Genomic DNA, 16,931 nt, shown 5'->3' with positions numbered 1-16,931 from the left:
ACAGGTCCCCCTATCACACCCCCACCAAATCCCCCGCCTCATCTACAGGTGATGACTCCCAGGTGGTTACAAAATCGCTTTTGGTATCCAGTTCTTTTTGCGGGATGGCTGCTATGGTATACTTGCTTACTTTGGCATCATTTACACCGGCGATGAATGCCCAGTTGCCCCAGTTACTTGCAGGCGAGTAATCTATCAGTTTTTCTTCAAAATAGACGGCGCCTTTAGTCCAGTCGGCTTTTAAATCGTTCACCAGGTAGGTGGCCACTATCTGGCGGCATTGGTTACAAATGTAACCTGTAGCGTTTAACTCATGCATACAGGCATCAACGAATGGCACGCCTGTTTTGCCCGCCGCCCATTTGTCAAAACTTTCGTTATTTGCTGTAGCCGCTTCTTCGGTACCCTTTGCCTGGATGAATCTCTGCCCGTGCTTTTTAAACATAAACCTGAAATAATCGCGCCACAACAGTTCCAGTTTCAGCATGCTGCTTTGGGCATCGTTGTGCTTAAATATTTCCCAGTAAACCTGCCTTGGCGATATACAGCCTACAGCCAGCCAAGGCGATAATTTTGAGGTATTGGTAATGATGCCTGCTTTTCCTTTGGCCTTAACGGCAAGATCGGTTTTCGAAAAATATTTATGCAGCTGTATCAGCGCCGCCGTTTCGCCACCCTGGAAATAATTGGTAGCCCGCACATCGTCAACAGGTTGGTTTAAGCCTAACTGCTGCAGGGTTGGTAACTCGCCCGCATCAGTAATATCGGGTGTATAAATATGTTCGGGCGTAGCTACACATGGCCGCACGTCGCTATCACGTTCAACTTTCTTTTTAAATACCGCAAAACTATCAGGGATATCTTTTATCGGAAAGGGCAAATCCTCCTTGTGGTACATGGTGTGCCCTATGAAGTGCTTCAGGTTAAGCCGCAGCTTCCAAAGGGCAGCTTCTACTTCTTCGGATTTTGCTGTTTCTTCATAGGCCACCTCCCGGTGATGGTATACTTCATTTACCTGGTATTGCGCAGCAAGCTGAGGTATAATTTCGGCGGGGTTACCTATGCGGATAATGAGCTCGGCGCCGTAACCCTGCAGATTTTTACGTAAATCGGCCACGGCCTCCAATAAAAACCGTGCCCTGAAACTTCCTGTTTTGCTGGCGCCGGATGCTGTTTGCTGAAAATAATATGGATCAAAACAATATACCGGCAGAACTTTATCAGCCTTGCGCACGGCTTCTAACAAAATTTCGTTATCATGTATCCGCAAGTCATTTCTAAACCAAACCAGTATCGTTCTATCGCTCATAGTTAAACAGGGAGTTAACTGTATTAATGCAGACCACAAATTTGCAATTAATTTATGTCTCCTGCACCGTTCGCTGCAATATTTGACATCTTCCCAACATTTTCCTCCATTTTTTACCATTTTAAACAGCTTTTGGAAAATGGGGCAATTTTTGTGACGCAACTTTCTTTGCGCGAATAATTGCTAAAGATAGACTATCTGTGTCAAAAAAACACATTGATCATTATCAAATGCAAAAAAAGCTGAATAAAAACTTACTTATCCGTCTTGATTTTAGCCCTGATGATCGAATCCTTCTGCGCGTTTGTAAGCTTATAATTAAACCCGAAAATGGCGCCCTCAAAATCGCCGTAAGATGGATTAGGAATGATAATGTACCTGCTGCCAAATTCTTTTTCCAGTTTTTGCGTGGTGGCCGTCCGGCTTTGCTCCGTTGGGTGATTATCATACAGCATATCAAAATCGGGCAGGTTATCGCCGCAAAGCAACAGGATGTTGTGGGTTTTCAGTACGTTTAACCTGCGTGTCTCCTTGCTCGATGTTGATATTTTTAATTGCAGGTGTGCGTCATCGGCGTTTGGCAAGCCATATAACTGCAGGTTTTTAAGGGTTGTTGCCCGCTCATTTTCGTTACGATTGGTGATGTAAAAAATAGTGATGCCTTTTGAGGCTGCGTATTTTAGAAATGCCGGGGCGCCGGGCACGGTATCGGCCACAGCCTTGTCAGTCCACTCCTTCCAGGTGGCATCGGTATAGTCTTTGTTTTGCAGCGCACGGGCTGCATCATAAGGGCTGTTATCCAACAGGGTTTCGTCAATATCGGTAACAATGGCCAAGGGTTTGCTGCCGGGACTTTTAACACCTTCATCAACCCGAAGCCTGGCAATATTATAGGCCTGGAAACATAAAGCCTTATACTCGGCCGCGCGTTGCTGCCAAATGGAAGCCCAGGCTTTGCCGCTGTTGGTTATGGAAGCAGCGCTGTTTGTTGCAATCGGTTTTGTTGCGGCACAGGCTGTAAACAATAGGATTATGGGTAGTAGGTGTATTTTCTTCATTGACGGTTATAGTATCTTGTTGATCCTGGGATGTGAATTTTCACGAAATTCTGAAGGGAGATTGACGTATATCGCATGGCGGAGACGACTCACCCGGCGAGGCTACGCCCGCCACCCTCTCTTCGGCTGCGCCGGAAAGAGGGGTTTGAAAATTGATTACCTGGTTTGCCCATTTTTTTATTATAAATATCCGGTTTCAAGCCCCTCTTTCCAACGAAGTTGAAGAGTGGGTGGCCCAGCGTAGCGTCGGCAGGGTGAGTCATAGCCAGCGTTCAAAGCCAACGTCTGTGTATCGAATTTCACGAAATTCTGCAACTCAACATTACAAAATAGCTTTACAACAGCTCCGGCTTAATTTTATCCGTAAACTCTTTGGCAAATTTATTCAGTTTTGGCTGGATAACAAACGCGCAGTACGACTGGCCAGGGTTATCGTTAAAATAATTCTGATGATAATCTTCGGCCGTATAAAACTGGCTGGCCGGCGTTACCTCGGTTACTATCGGGCTGTCGAAAACCTTTTCATTAGTTAGGGTATTAATCATGGCAATAGCCGCGTCCTTTTGCTCAGGGGTAGTATAAAATATAGCCGACCGGTATTGCGTACCTACATCATTACCCTGGCGGTTAAGTGTTGTGGGGTTATGGGTTTTAAAGAAAACCAGCAGCAACTCATCCAGCGATAATACATCAGCATCGTACTCCAGCTCAATTACCTCGGCATGGCCGGTTGTACCCGTGCAAACCTGTTTGTAGGTTGGGTTATCCACATGACCACCCATGTAGCCCGATGTTACCGAAATTACGCCCTTAAGCGATTGAAAAATGGCTTCGGTGCACCAAAAGCAACCATTGCCGAAAGTTATTTTGTGTGTGTTCATTGTATTTGTATCCTCAAAAGTAATGCCTGGCAAATGCCCTGGCACAAACAGTATTTGATTATGTCAATTAAATTACCAAACTTAGTGTTTAAACCTCCATTAACCTCAACATTATGAAAATTGCAGTATTAATTGCCCGCATATTGCTGGGCCTCATCTTCGTAGTATTTGGCTTTAATTTCTTTTTTCATTTTATCCCAATGGCGCAACCGGTCATGAGCGACAAAGCCCAGGCTTTTAGCGGCGGCTTGTTTGGCTCCGGTTACTTTTTCCAGTACATGAAAGTTATCGAGATTACCTGCGGCATCGGTTTGCTCATTAATCGTTACACAGCGTTGTTTGTGCTTGCCCTTTTTCCTATTTCGTTAAATATTTTCCTTTTTCATTCCATACTGGCCCCCGCGGGTGTACCAATGGGTTTAGGGGTAATTATTTTAAACCTGTTTTTAGGCATAGCTTACTTTAAATACTACAAAAGTATTTTTACAGCGGTGCCAACCGTGTAAAGTTCTTTTAAACAGAAACGCTCCGATCCTCTCATCTTACCATGTAGATACATCTCTTTTTCTTTAATAAAAGAAATTGTCATTTCCTTTGGAGCAAGCGGCGGGATTGCGGCGAGCGCGACAGAGAAACCCTATACGATTTGCACTACAATCCGCCTTTCGAAATGCAGGGCGCAAAAGTTTTTTTGCTGCGCTCAAGAGATGATTTGGCGTGGGGGCATATTTTTCGGGTATGTACTAAGATAAGGATACCGCCCGCGGTAAACCAAACAACGGAAAAAATCGGGGCGGGCTTTTAGCACCAAAGTGTACTGTACGGGTACGTCCTGGTACGGGGTGGTACACTGCCGGTAGTTAATATTTTTAAGTAAAACAAAATACTCTAAATTATTACCCGCAGGTTAGTAGCAAATCAGTCTTAACTCTTGACTGTTGGTTCTTTTCCAGAACGGATAACCACATCAACCGGGCGAGAGCTTTATGCTATCATTATGGGCAAAAATGGTTTTGGCTATTACCACATAATCACGATACACAAGCATCCAGGAATAATCTTCGCAATTAATTATATATTAGTATCAATAATATTTAGTGCTTTTACCTTTGAAAAAATTCCCTTTTTTTTTACAGCGTGATGCGATGGATTGCGGGCCCACTTGTTTGAAAATGGTTACGCAATATTTCGGGCGTAATTATACCATTCAATCTTTACGGCGCTTATGCGCTATAAATAGTGAAGGAGTATCTATGCTTGATATTAGTGAAGCGGCAGAGCAGTTAGGATTACGGACATTAGGTGTAAAGTTAAAAGCTGCACAACTAAAAACTGCCGATCTGCCCTGTATAGTTCACTGGCGTCAAAATCATTTTACGGTGTTGTATAAACTAAAGGGCGGTAAGTATTATATAGCCGACCCGGCAGCAGGCTTATTAAAAATTGAAGAAAACACGTTTAATAATAGCTGGCTTGTTGATGGCAACGCCGATGAGGGTAATGTTCTTTTTATACAACCAACCCCATTATTTTATCAGCAAAACGGCGAAAATGAAATAAAATTAAATTGGAGCTTCATTACCGGGTATTTAACTACTTACCGGCAGTTGTTGTTTCAGTTGGTGCTTGCTCTTGCCACCGGCACGCTTATACAACTTGCGGCCCCATTTTTAACGCAATCGATAGTTGATGTAGGTATCAGTAATCATAACCTGAATTTTATCAATGTAATCCTGATAGCACAGCTGATGCTTTTTGCCGGTAGCACAAGTGTGGAGTTTTTGCGGTCGTGGATATTGTTGCACATTAGTACCAGGGTAAACATTTCTATCCTTACAGACTTTTTGATAAAGCTGATGAAGCTTCCGATGAGTTTTTTTGACACTAAAACCGCCGGCGACATTATGCAGCGGATAAGTGATGAAAAACGGATAGAAAGCTTTTTAACAGGCTCCACGTTAAGTACGGTGTTTTCTGTTTTTAACTTTATTGTGTTCTCGGTCATTATCGCTTTTTATAACACGCTGGTATTTGCCGTATTTGCCGCGGCCACAATTCTTTACGTCACCTGGATAGCTGTTTTTTTGAAACGCCGAAAAGAGCTGGATTATAAGCAGTTCTCAAACAATTTAAAAAATCAGGACAACATATTGGAAATTGTTAACGGCATGAAAGAGATAAAGTTAAACAACGCAGAAACGGGAAGGCGTTGGAAATGGGAGCATACCCAGGCGGCTTTATTTAATTTCAATATAAAATCGTTGGCCTTAAGCCAATACCAGCAAGCAGGGGCCGTTTTTATAAACCAGGGAAAAAATATCCTGATTACATGGTTGAGTGCTAAAGCTGTTATTAACGGCGACTTTTCATTAGGGGCCATGATGGCCATACAGTATATTGTTGGGCAGTTAAACGGCCCTGTTGAACAATTGATAGGCTTTACCAAAGCATACCAGGATGCCAGGATAAGCGTTGAGCGTTTAAATGAAATTTATGCCATTGAAGATGAAGAACCTGCCGGCAGGGAATACGTTGATCAGTTGGGTGCAAACATGGGGATTAACATTGATAAAATTACGTTCAGATACCCTGGTGCCGGTAACGAGCCTGTATTGCATGACATAACTTTACATATTCCACCCGGAAAAACAACTGCTGTTGTTGGTACCAGCGGAAGCGGAAAAACCACCTTGTTAAAACTTTTGTTAAGATATTATGAACCGGAGGCCGGCGAAATTTATGTAGGTGATGACCAACTTAAGAATTTGAAATTTAGCACCTGGCGCAGCAAATGCAGCGCCGTGATGCAGGATGGATATATTTTTGCAGATACCATAGCCGGTAACATAGCAATGGATGAAAATGTGTACGATGCCGAAAAGTTAAACGCGGCGGTACGCATTGCCAATGCCGGGGATATTATAGACAATATGCCCTACGGAATTAACTCGAAGATAGGTATTGGCGGCCAAGGCCTTAGCCAGGGGCAAACCCAGCGTATATTAATAGCCCGTGCCGTTTACAAAGACCCCGAATTTGTTTTTTTTGATGAAGCAACCAATGCGTTAGATGCCAACAATGAAAAAGCCATAATTGAAAACCTGCAAGACTTTTTAGCAGGTAAAACGGTAATTGTTGTTGCCCACCGCTTAAGCACAGTAAAAAATGCAAACAATATTGTTGTGCTTGAAAAAGGCCATATAGTTGAACAAGGCACTCATGCCAGCCTGGTAAATGCGCGCGGTACGTATTATAACCTCATAAAAAATCAACTTGAATTAGGAACCTGATTTATGGAAGAACCCGTTCAAAAAAATCAAAAACATTCGGATGCAATTAATGAAATAATAGCGTCGCCACCCAAATGGCTGTTAAGATGGGGTGTAACATTGTTTGTGGGGTTATTTTGTATAATCGGCATAGTGTCGGCTTGGGTTCGATATCCTGAATCACTTACCGCAAGGGCTACCATATTGAATGGTAATTATACCCAGGTTACCGCCGCCCCTGCACCGGGTTTGCTCATTAAGGTATTTGTAAAAAATGAATCGCAGGTTCATAAAAACCAGCTTATTATGTTAATTGAAGATGTAACCGGGCATTATTTGAAGGTTGCAGCCCCATCAGCGGGAAAACTAAATTTTATTGGATTGCCGGTAGAAAATACCCGCGTAAAACCGGAAGATGTTTTATTTGTTATCAATACCAGGCGCGATAGTATATTTTATGGCATTATTCCCTTTCCGCAAAAATTATCAGGTAAAATACTTAAAGGCCAGCATGTTTTTATAACAGCCGACATTTACCCGGCAGAACAATACGGTGTAATAACCGGCAACATTGACAGCATCAGTGATTCTCCTGGAAAAGACGGTCGGTTCTTGGCCCGCATAGCCATAAAAAACAACTTTAATAAAGGCATAAAGCTTAGGGCGGGATTAAGCGCAGATGTGAAAATTATAACCGGCGACAGGCCATTATTATACAAGCTGATAGGCAAAATGTATAAATATTAATTGCTTATACAAGTGTATAAAAAAATTAATATCTGTCTTTGATTTTTTTGGGATATTAAGTTTATTATATATCTTGCTATAACAATACCTATTATCCTTAATATACTCCTATGCTATCGTTTTCAGATTATAAAAATGCAGAGGCAGCTATCATCCTGCTGCTGAAGGAAATGAAAATCGATATTCCATCCGAAAAAATAGTGACGGAATTAGAAAAGCACCCTGATTATCCCAGCATGCTGTCGTTGAGTGATGTATTAGACAACTTCAATATCGAAAATTCGGCATTCAGAATAGATTCGGACAGCATTGGGGAAGTGAGCACGCCGTTTATAGGGCATTTTAAATTGGATGGAGGAAGTTTTTTAGTAGTTCACGATATAAATAAGGACTACGTACGCGTATCAGGCAACCAGTGGCGAAACAAACGTTTTTCTGTAGAGCGATTTAATTCGCTGTTCAATGGTGTAGGTTTGATCATAGAAGCGCCAGAAACTAAAATAAGTAACGAAAGCATATTCTCATTTTTTAAAAGCATAAAATCGCCGGCGATGATAGTGGGGGCTTGCCTTATCATAGCAGCATTCCTTATTTTTCATACAGGTTATATTGACAGTCCTCGCTGGCCTGTTATAATACTTACGGTTTTTAAAGTGATGGGGGTGATTGTTTCTGTGCTATTGCTCAGTCAGTATATAAACAAAAACAACCCCTTAGTAAAAAAGCTTTGCCAGGGAGAAGGCAGGGGTAAATTGAATTGCAATGCTATTTTGTCATCCAAAGCTGCAGTAGTGTTTGAAGGTCTTTCGTGGAGCGAAGTAGGTTTTTTTTACTTTACCGGGACCTTATTTACGCTGATAATTGGCGGACAGAATAATTCTTTGTTGTATATGCTTGCCATTATAAACTTTATAAGTTTGCCATATACTTTCTATTCCATTTATTTTCAGGCATTTGTTGCGCGCCAGTGGTGTGTGTTTTGTTGTATGGTGCAGGCCCTGCTATGGCTTGAATTTGCGGTATTTGCAACAATATTTAAAACGCCGCTTGTTTGGCCTGAATATGCGGATTGGGGTAATTTGATTATTGGCATGCTTACCCCGGTTTTGGCATGGCTGCTGTTAAAACCATTGTTGTTAAATATGCAACAACTCAAATCGTTAAAAGATCAGTTGCGCCTGGTTAAATATAACAGTCGTTTTTTTAAAATCGCACTCCACGACCAGCCCAGATACACATTGCCTGATGAAGCCTGGAGTATAGTACTGGGAAACCCGGATGCTACTAATGTCATTGTAATGGTATCTAACCCATACTGCGGCCCTTGCGCAGCCACGCATGTAATGCTTGATGAATTGTTGGAAAACAATGCCGAATTACAGGCCAGGATAATTTTCAGTACAGATAATGCCGAATTTGACAAACGAACATCCGTTGGCCGCCACCTGATGGCCTTGAACGCGTTGGATGATAAATCACTTGTTAAAAATGCCCTTGATAGCTGGTATAAACAAAGTTTGAAGAACTATGAAAAATGGGCTAAACTATATCCTGTTGACATACATACAGAGGAAATTGATAAGCTTGATATGCAAAGAGCATGGTGCCGTATAGCCGATATAGCCGGTACTCCGGCGGTTTTATTAAACGGATACCACTTGCCCGATTTTTATAGGTTATCTGATATAAAATATATGATAACATAAGTTGGGCACTAATTCTTGTATTGAAAATTACAATATTTTTAGTCGTTAGTAATAACTGTTGGAGCTGATAATCAAAGGTAATTTATTAAAAAAAGTATTATAATAATAGGAAATTAAAAAGATAGTTTATAAATTTAAGCATGGTGAACGCGCCTTATACCTAATACCAAAATAAGGCCAAAACTTATATCTTATTCATGAAAAAATTATCTAAACAAGAAATGAAAAACGTTAGGGGCGGTACAAACGGACAGTTATGGACCTGTGACTACGTGGAGCAACCAGGACATTTTCTCACCTTTTGCCACCTTGGCGATCCTACTTTACATACCGACCCATCATGTTCGGATGTAAACACCTGTACAGCAGGCGCAAATTGTAGCAACCCGTTTGATTGTCCATAATTAAATTGAAAGTAGTCTATATCTAAAGAGCCTAAATTTTTATTAAATTATACACTAATCAGTTATTAAATTATGATAAAGTTATCAAAAAAAGACATGAAAAATGTCAGGGGAGGTGATCCAAGTTGTCATTTATGGCTATGTAACGATCATTCAGGCGGTCCATTAATTTACTATGTATATTCCGTTAATAATCCGGAGTTTCATGGAGATCCGACGTGCGACTACATATATCATTGCGAACAACAAACGACAACATGTACCCATACATCAACATGTCCGTAAATCCCGGCATCAATCGATAAAACGAGTCGAAATATCGCCGAAGAATCCCGGATGTAATACATTTGGGATTTTTTATTTTACGCAACAGCTGGCAAATGAGTGCCGTAGGCACGGCCCATCTATTATATGCCTTGTTAAAGCGGCGCTAAAGGCTAAGCGTCACTTATCGCTTCCCTTTTTCGTTACTTTGTTTCCTTTTCAACCTTACCCCACAGCCCTAAGTAAATAACAATTCCTATATTGGTTTAAATTTAAACCTCATGAGCGATAACAGTACCTCCATAGTTCCTAAATTAACCCAATATCCCGATAGATTACCAAAAGCCAAAACCATTGTCGACTGGCTTATTAGTATCGGGGCTGTGGAACCGGTAAAAACCGATTGTATTTTGGGCAAGGGCCTTGGCTATCCTATTGGCAAAAACGCCGAAGCTTTGGTTGACGAGCCCGAATACCTCCCCTACGGTTTAACTACTTGCGGGTTTAAAGTAATTACCGAAAATACCGTTTTTGATGCCGGGGCAAATGGCCTCGACAGCTTTGTTTGCCCCAATTGCGGCGACGATATTTTAGAAGCTGGCTGGGACCTTAATGATTTTCACGAACAGGGTAACCCCAGCCTAACCTGCCCGCTATGTAACCAGGTTGCCGACCTTAACGACTACGACATTGAACCAACCTGGGGCTTCAGCAACCTGGGCTTTACCTTCTGGAACTGGCCCGAGTTAAAGGATGGCGTTATAGCCGAATTTGAAGAACGTCTTGGCTGCGAAGTGAAGATTGTGAATTGTCATATTTAAGAGGTTGTTCCAACGGCGGCAGCCGTCCTGGTTGCAATGCCGGGAAACTAACATATAAAGCCAATGAGAGCTATAATTTTAATTTTGGCGTTAACCGTCTTTTTTTCGTGTCATTCAACTGGCAACAAGGCCGGTAAGGCATCAGTATTTGTTGAGGGCTATTGGATTCCCGAACATGTTAAATGGTTAAGCCCGAAATCTGGTATGCCCGAAATAGACACAATAGTTAGGTATGCTAATTTCCAAACGCTTTGTTTTGATAACAAAAATCGCTTTTATGTCCTTCAGTCTACACAAAGTTTTCCCAAAGGGCACGACTCGCTGATTTTTGAATCAGAACCGGGTATACGTGTACACAAAGGAAAATGGCGGGTTGCCGATTCCGGAAAAATTATGCTTGAATATAAAGTAAAGAAGGGATCACTTAACACCATAACTGTACAACTCCCCGACACTGCCAAAAGCCTGTTCTTTAACGGCATTACCTACCGGAAAACCACATTGTACGACAGGCTGAGCAAGCGAAAACTGGATGCTTGCAAAGATGACCCGCTTCTTGATTTAGAATAGCTGATTCAGGATGTCCAATATAATAGGTTTTGGTTGTATCCTATTGCCTCCAATTTTAGCGCAACTCTTATACAAGGGGGTGGGCTGCAAACTTATGTTCGATTCCGTTGTCGTAATGATGCCTGCCGGTTAACATGCGCCGTGCCCACGGCACTCCATTGCTATTGTTTATTCATCGGTCGGCGGGAGCAGCCTGGGTCATCTCCCGTAAAGAGACCCATCCGTACGGGCTGTCTTTATACTTCGCGAAAACAGTCATCGACCTGCCGCGGGCAATTGATGATTTTCCGCCATTAACCGGGGTTACTCTGAAAGCAAAAATACAGGTTTCAATCGCTGTATTACCATTAAATTCCGTGCTTTCAATTTGGTTTTTAATAAGCTCTATTTTTGATGCATGAAACATTGCCGTTAATTGTTTAGCCAATGCCGCCCGGCCGGTAACTACATTGTCGCCGCCAAAGTACTTAACAACATCCGGATGGTGCAGCGCCACTATCGCTGCCACATCGCCGCGGGCAAAAGCGGCGCTCATGGCCATTTTGGTTTTTTGCAGCGCAGCTTTATCAGCGGTTACATTATTGCTTTGGGGCGATGAACAGCCATAAAGTATCAGGAAGATAAAAATAAGGGAACGCGGTGCTTTAATATCCATCATTGGTTTAGCCTTAATAAAAATAAGAAATGTTATCCATTTATCCGCCGGTTAAAGCGTCTGCGCCGGCTTTTATCCACATGGCAAAACTATTCCCCCCTTTCGGCAAATAATTGTTTATCAGCGAGCTGATGAATAATTATTTGCGCTACTCTCTGTTTTACTCCTATATTTTTCAACGGCGATTGATATAAATTTAACGCTCTATTTTAAGTTATGCAACAATAATTTAAATTAATCTGCCACTTCAAATAAACAATATAAAGTTAAGTGCCCTCGCTTTATTCTTCACTCCCGGTTCTTTTCCAGAACGGATAACCTGTCAAAGCAAATCCCTCCCCTGGTTTCCAGCTCAAGTTTTTGCCCGCGAATGAGGACTGGCGCCTGCCTTACATATTGCTTAAAGCCTGCCGACTTGAAGGTTATTTCTCCGTTAATCATCACCATATCCCAATCATATTCAAATTCCTTGCCCAGGTATTCCGCGGCTACTGTTGCCTGTGGGTTTTCCCTTTGGATAAAATCTATGATAGGTTGTTGGCCTTCTAATTCAAACTCAACCTGCCGAACGTTTTCGAATAGTAAGGTGCAGGGAGCAATCCAAAACTTATAATATTTGCTTCCCTTTTTGGGTTTTACCCATTCAAACATATAGTCGATATCCAGCAATAATTCGTAGTCGTCGTTGAAACAGAAGGAATGGATATGGCAGTCGTGCCAGTTCATGGTATCAAAGTCGGCATCTGTGAACAGGTATTTTTCTAATTGATAGGGGCTGGCCATGGTTGAATAAGGTTGGTGCAAAATGATGATTGATATTTGCCAAGATAAGCAATAAGTTGGTTATAGATTAAAGAGACTGCCGTTGGGTGAGCCAGGCACCTTTTATTAGTATTTATGATAGTATCTATGAAAAACTGCCTCGTAGAGGCTACCTGTTTGTAGCAAAATCTATCCGAAATTCTTTTATGCCCCGCAGGGGCTACCCACCTCAGTATTAAAAAGCTATTACATGAGGTAAAAGACTAAAACGGGATTTCCCTGGCCGTTATATTAGTTCGAAGTAGAATGGGCCAGCGTTATGAAAGAGAACCTTAGGTTGGGCCGATATGTTAGCCGCGTTTTTTTTACATTATTTAGTTGTAATCGACAACATCGGCCCGCTCAATTGCCGCGGGAGGGCTGTTACTTTTGTCTTGATACAAAAGTAACCAAAAAATCAAGTCAGCAGAAAGGCTTCTTTGCCGCACGGGCCTTTGCCCTGCAAAACGGCCAAAACCTGGGCTGGAATTATTTTGCCCCGGAGCTCACCCCCCCCCGCTGCAAAAACTTCCTATGCCCTGCAACCGCACTGGCCACCATCGTTTTGGCCGTTTTCGCCCGAAGCTGCTCTGCTGACACTTCACGGAAAACGAGAGGCTATTTTTTATCATAGACATATGAGTTAAATCAGGTGCAATTCAACTCTGTTCTTAAATAAAACCGCCAATAAAAAAGAACCATAGGTTCGGCCAGTGTTGTAGCCATGGGTTTTAACCCGTGGTAAAATAAACAGCAGGCAAAAGAGTGCCGTAGGTACGGCACATATATATTACGTATCCATCAGCAGCTCGCCCAGCCGTTACACCAAAAGTCTTAACTCTTGATTCTAATCTCTTGACTCTTTTCCCCAGGCGTTTCCCCAACCGGTAGAAGTTGGGGCCGGGTCATCCGCTCATACTACACAGGCCTTAGGCGTGGGCCGGTATCCGCTACTACCCCTAACGCAGACTGTGGGTATACAAAAACACTCGGATGAAATTAAGCATCCGGGCATTGCATATTCATTACTTAGCATGGCGTTTACCTATCAGCGGGCCACAAGGCTGGAGCCTTGCGGCAGCGAAAAGACCTTGCGGTAGCAGGGGATTATTTTGCCCTCGCCCACATTGCCCCTACCGCAAAAACTCCCTATGCCCTGCAGCCGCACAGCCCCGCATCGTTTTGGCCGTTTTCGCCCGAAGCTGCTCTGCTGACAGATTTAGGGAAGCGACGACATTTCGTTTATCGTGCGGAAAGAAGCATGTTAATTCGAAGTTGTGAGGGCATATTGCATGCGATAAACCAAACAACAGGAGGAACTCCAATAAAATGCGGGCGGGCGGATGACTGCTCAAGACTTGCGCTAAAGTGTGCACATATATTGTGCGCCATTCTGTCCCCGTGGGGTCTCTCAACGAGGACCCTGCGGTGTACAAAGCCAGTTGCAATCCCCAAGCTGCGTTTTCTGTCCCCGCGGGGTCTCTCAACGAGGACCCTGCGGTGTACAAAGCCAGTTGCAATCCCAAGCTGCGTTTATGCGATATGATCGGGACACCTCAGGGTCCTCTACGAGAGACCCCAAGGAGACAGCTGATGATTTACGTGTAGCTTACCTGTCCCGTGGGGTGCCGAAACAAGTTCGGCATGACTTTGGGGTAAACAAAAAACCTCCCGGAGTTTTGGGCCTCGGGAGGCTTTGGTATTTTGGGTTACCGATGTGCTACGTTCTGCTTCCCGCTGCCGCAGGCCTCCAGGCCTGTGCGCCCGTATGCAAATCACGACGCTATTCGAAAACACTATGCTCACATTTACTCGCAATTTCGCGTTAGGGGGTGTAGCGGATACCTGCCTCGCGCCTAAGGCCTGTGCAGTATGAGCGGAAAACCCGGCCCGCAGGGAACGCTCTGAAAAGAGTCAAGAGATGAGAATCAAGAATTAAGACAGCTGCGATTAGTAGCAAGTAGCAAGACTGATTAATGCCACAGCAGCCTTGTTTATAGATTGATTTCGCTTTTTTCCTGCCACTCGAAATTTCCTGTTCGGTTAGCGATTAGCCAACGCTTGTTTTCACGCACATAATGGTCGTGGTAAATAGCACTTATACTGGTCTTCATTTTTTTACCGTGCTCGGTACCGATTAATGTAATCAAACAATAACACGTTCCGGTGGCGCTATTGCCGTCGATATTCACCACCTGCTGACCGTTAAAATGGTGGATTATTTCAACATCTTTAAGAAAACTACCAAACGCTTCCGCCATTTCTTTCCGGCCTTTCAGTTTTAAAATAGCTGTATCCCCGGCAAAAGTTTCCGACACTGCATTTTCAGAAAACTGCTGCACCTGTGCTTTAAAATCTTTTCTATCGCCAAGAATAGAAACGTTATCAACAAGCTCTCTGAGCAAAATCCTGTCTTCCAATTCCTTAATATTCATAATTGTTGTTTTTTTTTAAAGAAGTCGTCTCCTATTGAGGCAGCCTCCTGGTATATAAATGACTATGAACTTTAAAATGCTTGTTGCGTTCCGGCTTTAGTGCTTAAACTACAGTAAGCACTATCTTGCCTTGAATGCTTCCGTGGGCAGCTCTTTCGTGCGCCTTTTGAGCATCCGCGAGCGGAAACGTGCTGTCAATGGCGACACGAACAGTCCCATCATCGAGTAATCGGGCAAGTTCAGCTAACTGTGCGCCGCTCGAGCGTACCTGGGTGGCCGACACCGTTATGCCCAGCTTCGCGGCTTCCTCTGTACCCGAAAAGCCTAAAGGGAACACCGGGAATAAAGCTCCGCCGCGTTTCAATGTGCGCAAAAAACGGCCGGTGGTTGGCCCGCCAACACTATCGATGACCAGGTCAACGTCATGCACAACATCCTCGGGAGTGGTGCTGGTATAATCGATGAATTCGTCGGCGCCGAGACCTCGCAGGAACGCTTCATGCTTACCCGATGCTACAGCGATTACGTGCGCACCCTTCCATTTTGCCAGTTGCACTGCAAAGTGCCCAACACCACCCGCGGCACCGTTAATGAGCACCGTTTTGCCTTCGAGCGGCACCGGCTCATGCTTGTTCGGTTGAAGCGGATTCTGTACGTTGTGGCCTACGTCAATCATGAACTGCCATGCGGTGAGCAATGACATTGGCGCCGCCGCGGCATGTATGTGATTGATGCCGGCCGGCTTAAGCGCAACTTCTGATGCAGGCGCGGTAACGTATTCGGCATAAGCCTGGCTGGGCCCATAGCTGGGAAAGCGAACCATCGAATACACCTCATCACCGATGGCGAAGTCCTTAATATCGTCGGCGACCGCCTCGATGACGCCCGAAATGTCTGTCCCCAGAATTATGGGAAAGGGAACTTTTGGCTGCCACTCAGGCGGCAGCATTTTATATCCGTCGCGCAGATACCAGTCGGGCGGATTGAGACCGACTGCATGAACCCGAACGCGTACTTCTCCCGGCTTAAGTTCGGGAATCGGCGCATCCTCATAATGCAGCACTTCAGGGCCCCCGAACTCATGCTGCCTGATCGCCTTCATTACTGCCATTTTATCTTTTGAATTTAAGTCCATTTTTTACTTATTAATGAGCTGCAAACTTAAACGCAATGTTTACATTTGGCAAGTATGTACTTATTTGTATCTTACATACTAAAAAGTTTGTAATGTTGAATATCAGTTATTTATGAATAAATAAAATGAAAAATAAAGCAGAAATCCCTGAATGTATACAGAATTGCGGCGTTGAATATGCTTTCAAGCGCATTGGCGGAAAATATAAAGGACGGATCTTGTGGCATTTGAGCTTGAAAACAGTACTGCGTTATGGCGAATTGAGCCGGACCTTGCCCGACATTACTACTAAAATGCTTACCCAAACTTTAAGGGAGTTGGAAGAGGATAAATTAATAGTGCGAAAAATGTACCACGAAGTGCCGCCCAAGGTAGAATATTCATTGAGTGATACAGGGCAGGAATTAATTCCGTTTATTGAACATCTTCACATTTGGGGCAAGAAACAATTGGATAACGAATCGGCGATTAACCAATAGATGCTAATAACAGTTTAAAATAAGGAATTGACAGGTTGCTCCATCCGAGCAAAACATTTGTAGCACAGGGCTATTAAACAAAAAAATCTGTCCCCGTGGGGTCTCTCAACGAGGACCCTGCGGTGTACAAAGCCAGTTGCAATCCCCAAGCTGCGTTTATGCGATATGATCGGGACACCTCAGGGTCCTCTACGAGAGACCCCAAGGAGACAGCTGATGATTTACGTGTAGCTTACCTGTCCTGTGGGGTGCCGAAACAAGTTCGGCATGACTTTGGGGCAAACAAAAAACCTCCCGGAGTTTTTGGCTTCGGGAGGCTTTGATATTTTGGGTTACCGATGTGCTACGTTCTGCATAGTTCGCGATTGCTTCGTGCCTTATAATGACACATTTACAA

The 16,931-nt window shown here is 43.5% G+C and carries 15 protein-coding genes and 1 pseudogene; 8 read left to right on the top strand and 8 right to left on the bottom strand.

What is annotated here, in order from left to right; genetic code table 11:
- Positions 1–13 precede the first annotated feature (13 nt).
- The 4 genes and pseudogenes from AC1DXF_RS15085 to msrA form a co-directional block, all read right to left on the bottom strand.
- A complete protein-coding gene (locus AC1DXF_RS15085) occupies positions 14–1,309 on the bottom strand; it encodes a DASH family cryptochrome (RefSeq protein ID WP_477449569.1) in 1,296 nt (431 codons plus the stop codon).
- 66 nt (positions 1,310–1,375) lie between these two features.
- A pseudogene (locus AC1DXF_RS15080) lies at positions 1,376–1,471 on the bottom strand (DUF2256 domain-containing protein); the annotation flags it as partial.
- Between the two features lie 92 nt (positions 1,472–1,563).
- Entirely contained in the window at positions 1,564–2,367 is an 804-nt protein-coding gene (locus AC1DXF_RS15075; protein WP_477449548.1) for a 5'-nucleotidase, lipoprotein e(P4) family, read from the bottom strand.
- A 335-nt stretch (positions 2,368–2,702) separates the two neighbouring features.
- The gene (gene msrA, locus AC1DXF_RS15070; RefSeq protein WP_477449547.1) at positions 2,703–3,248 is read right to left on the bottom strand and encodes a peptide-methionine (S)-S-oxide reductase MsrA; all 546 of its coding nucleotides are present in this window, start codon (positions 3,246–3,248) and stop codon (positions 2,703–2,705) included.
- Between the two features lie 113 nt (positions 3,249–3,361).
- On the opposite strand from msrA, the gene AC1DXF_RS15065 reads away from it, so the two are divergent.
- The 7 genes from AC1DXF_RS15065 to AC1DXF_RS15035 all read left to right on the top strand — a co-directional run bounded on the left by AC1DXF_RS15065 (position 3,362) and on the right by AC1DXF_RS15035 (position 11,029).
- Positions 3,362–3,754: a DoxX family membrane protein gene (locus AC1DXF_RS15065; RefSeq protein ID WP_477449546.1), complete on the top strand. Its 393-nt coding sequence runs from the start codon at positions 3,362–3,364 to the stop codon at positions 3,752–3,754.
- A 591-nt stretch (positions 3,755–4,345) separates the two neighbouring features.
- Complete coding sequence (locus AC1DXF_RS15060) at positions 4,346–6,538, top strand: peptidase domain-containing ABC transporter (protein WP_477449545.1); 2,193 nt, start codon at positions 4,346–4,348, stop codon at positions 6,536–6,538.
- Positions 6,539–6,541: 3 nt separating this feature from the next.
- Complete coding sequence (locus AC1DXF_RS15055) at positions 6,542–7,264, top strand: hypothetical protein (protein WP_477449544.1); 723 nt, start codon at positions 6,542–6,544, stop codon at positions 7,262–7,264.
- Between the two features lie 110 nt (positions 7,265–7,374).
- The gene (locus tag AC1DXF_RS15050; RefSeq protein WP_477449543.1) at positions 7,375–8,970 is read left to right on the top strand and encodes a vitamin K epoxide reductase family protein; all 1,596 of its coding nucleotides are present in this window, start codon (positions 7,375–7,377) and stop codon (positions 8,968–8,970) included.
- Positions 8,971–9,167: 197 nt separating this feature from the next.
- A complete protein-coding gene (locus tag AC1DXF_RS15045) occupies positions 9,168–9,374 on the top strand; it encodes a hypothetical protein (RefSeq protein ID WP_477449542.1) in 207 nt (68 codons plus the stop codon).
- A gap of 545 nt (positions 9,375–9,919) precedes the next feature.
- Positions 9,920–10,459 carry a hypothetical protein gene (locus tag AC1DXF_RS15040; protein WP_477449541.1) on the top strand — a complete coding sequence of 180 codons (540 nt, stop codon included), beginning with the start codon at positions 9,920–9,922 and terminating at the stop codon, positions 10,457–10,459.
- Between the two features lie 63 nt (positions 10,460–10,522).
- The gene (locus tag AC1DXF_RS15035; protein WP_477449540.1) at positions 10,523–11,029 is read left to right on the top strand and encodes a hypothetical protein; all 507 of its coding nucleotides are present in this window, start codon (positions 10,523–10,525) and stop codon (positions 11,027–11,029) included.
- A 172-nt stretch (positions 11,030–11,201) separates the two neighbouring features.
- On the opposite strand, the gene AC1DXF_RS15030 is transcribed toward AC1DXF_RS15035, so the two are convergent.
- The 4 genes from AC1DXF_RS15030 to AC1DXF_RS15015 all read right to left on the bottom strand — a co-directional run bounded on the left by AC1DXF_RS15030 (position 11,202) and on the right by AC1DXF_RS15015 (position 16,055).
- Positions 11,202–11,687 carry a YybH family protein gene (locus AC1DXF_RS15030; RefSeq protein ID WP_477449539.1) on the bottom strand — a complete coding sequence of 162 codons (486 nt, stop codon included), beginning with the start codon at positions 11,685–11,687 and terminating at the stop codon, positions 11,202–11,204.
- A gap of 285 nt (positions 11,688–11,972) precedes the next feature.
- Positions 11,973–12,467, bottom strand: a complete 495-nt coding sequence (locus tag AC1DXF_RS15025) for a hypothetical protein (protein WP_477449538.1) — start codon at positions 12,465–12,467, stop codon at positions 11,973–11,975.
- Positions 12,468–14,479: 2,012 nt separating this feature from the next.
- On the bottom strand, positions 14,480–14,920 hold the full coding sequence (locus AC1DXF_RS15020) for a nuclear transport factor 2 family protein (RefSeq protein ID WP_477449537.1): 441 nt from the start codon (positions 14,918–14,920) through the stop codon (positions 14,480–14,482).
- Between the two features lie 103 nt (positions 14,921–15,023).
- Entirely contained in the window at positions 15,024–16,055 is a 1,032-nt protein-coding gene (locus AC1DXF_RS15015; protein ID WP_477449536.1) for an NADP-dependent oxidoreductase, read from the bottom strand.
- Positions 16,056–16,180: 125 nt separating this feature from the next.
- On the opposite strand from AC1DXF_RS15015, the gene AC1DXF_RS15010 reads away from it, so the two are divergent.
- Entirely contained in the window at positions 16,181–16,534 is a 354-nt protein-coding gene (locus AC1DXF_RS15010) for a winged helix-turn-helix transcriptional regulator (RefSeq protein ID WP_477449535.1), read from the top strand.
- Positions 16,535–16,931: the final 397 nt, after the last annotated feature.

This window comes from Mucilaginibacter sp. P2_A5 (genome assembly GCF_056404995.1).
Note: the sequence above shows the minus strand (reverse complement) of the source record. Positions and strands in the feature narration are given on the sequence as shown.

Excerpts from the sequence above, each read along its gene's own strand:
- AC1DXF_RS15085 (WP_477449569.1), bottom strand. The coding sequence starts at position 1,309 with ATGAGCGATAGAACGATACTGGTTTGGTTTAGAAATGACTTGCGGATA.
- AC1DXF_RS15075 (WP_477449548.1), bottom strand. The coding sequence starts at position 2,367 with ATGAAGAAAATACACCTACTACCCATAATCCTATTGTTTACAGCCTGT.
- msrA (WP_477449547.1), bottom strand. The coding sequence starts at position 3,248 with ATGAACACACACAAAATAACTTTCGGCAATGGTTGCTTTTGGTGCACC.
- AC1DXF_RS15065 (WP_477449546.1), top strand. The coding sequence starts at position 3,362 with ATGAAAATTGCAGTATTAATTGCCCGCATATTGCTGGGCCTCATCTTC.
- AC1DXF_RS15055 (WP_477449544.1), top strand. The coding sequence starts at position 6,542 with ATGGAAGAACCCGTTCAAAAAAATCAAAAACATTCGGATGCAATTAAT.
- AC1DXF_RS15050 (WP_477449543.1), top strand. The coding sequence starts at position 7,375 with ATGCTATCGTTTTCAGATTATAAAAATGCAGAGGCAGCTATCATCCTG.
- AC1DXF_RS15045 (WP_477449542.1), top strand. The coding sequence starts at position 9,168 with ATGAAAAAATTATCTAAACAAGAAATGAAAAACGTTAGGGGCGGTACA.
- AC1DXF_RS15040 (WP_477449541.1), top strand. The coding sequence starts at position 9,920 with ATGAGCGATAACAGTACCTCCATAGTTCCTAAATTAACCCAATATCCC.
- AC1DXF_RS15035 (WP_477449540.1), top strand. The coding sequence starts at position 10,523 with ATGAGAGCTATAATTTTAATTTTGGCGTTAACCGTCTTTTTTTCGTGT.
- AC1DXF_RS15030 (WP_477449539.1), bottom strand. The coding sequence starts at position 11,687 with ATGATGGATATTAAAGCACCGCGTTCCCTTATTTTTATCTTCCTGATA.
- AC1DXF_RS15025 (WP_477449538.1), bottom strand. The coding sequence starts at position 12,467 with ATGGCCAGCCCCTATCAATTAGAAAAATACCTGTTCACAGATGCCGAC.
- AC1DXF_RS15020 (WP_477449537.1), bottom strand. The coding sequence starts at position 14,920 with ATGAATATTAAGGAATTGGAAGACAGGATTTTGCTCAGAGAGCTTGTT.
- AC1DXF_RS15015 (WP_477449536.1), bottom strand. The coding sequence starts at position 16,055 with ATGGACTTAAATTCAAAAGATAAAATGGCAGTAATGAAGGCGATCAGG.
- AC1DXF_RS15010 (WP_477449535.1), top strand. The coding sequence starts at position 16,181 with ATGAAAAATAAAGCAGAAATCCCTGAATGTATACAGAATTGCGGCGTT.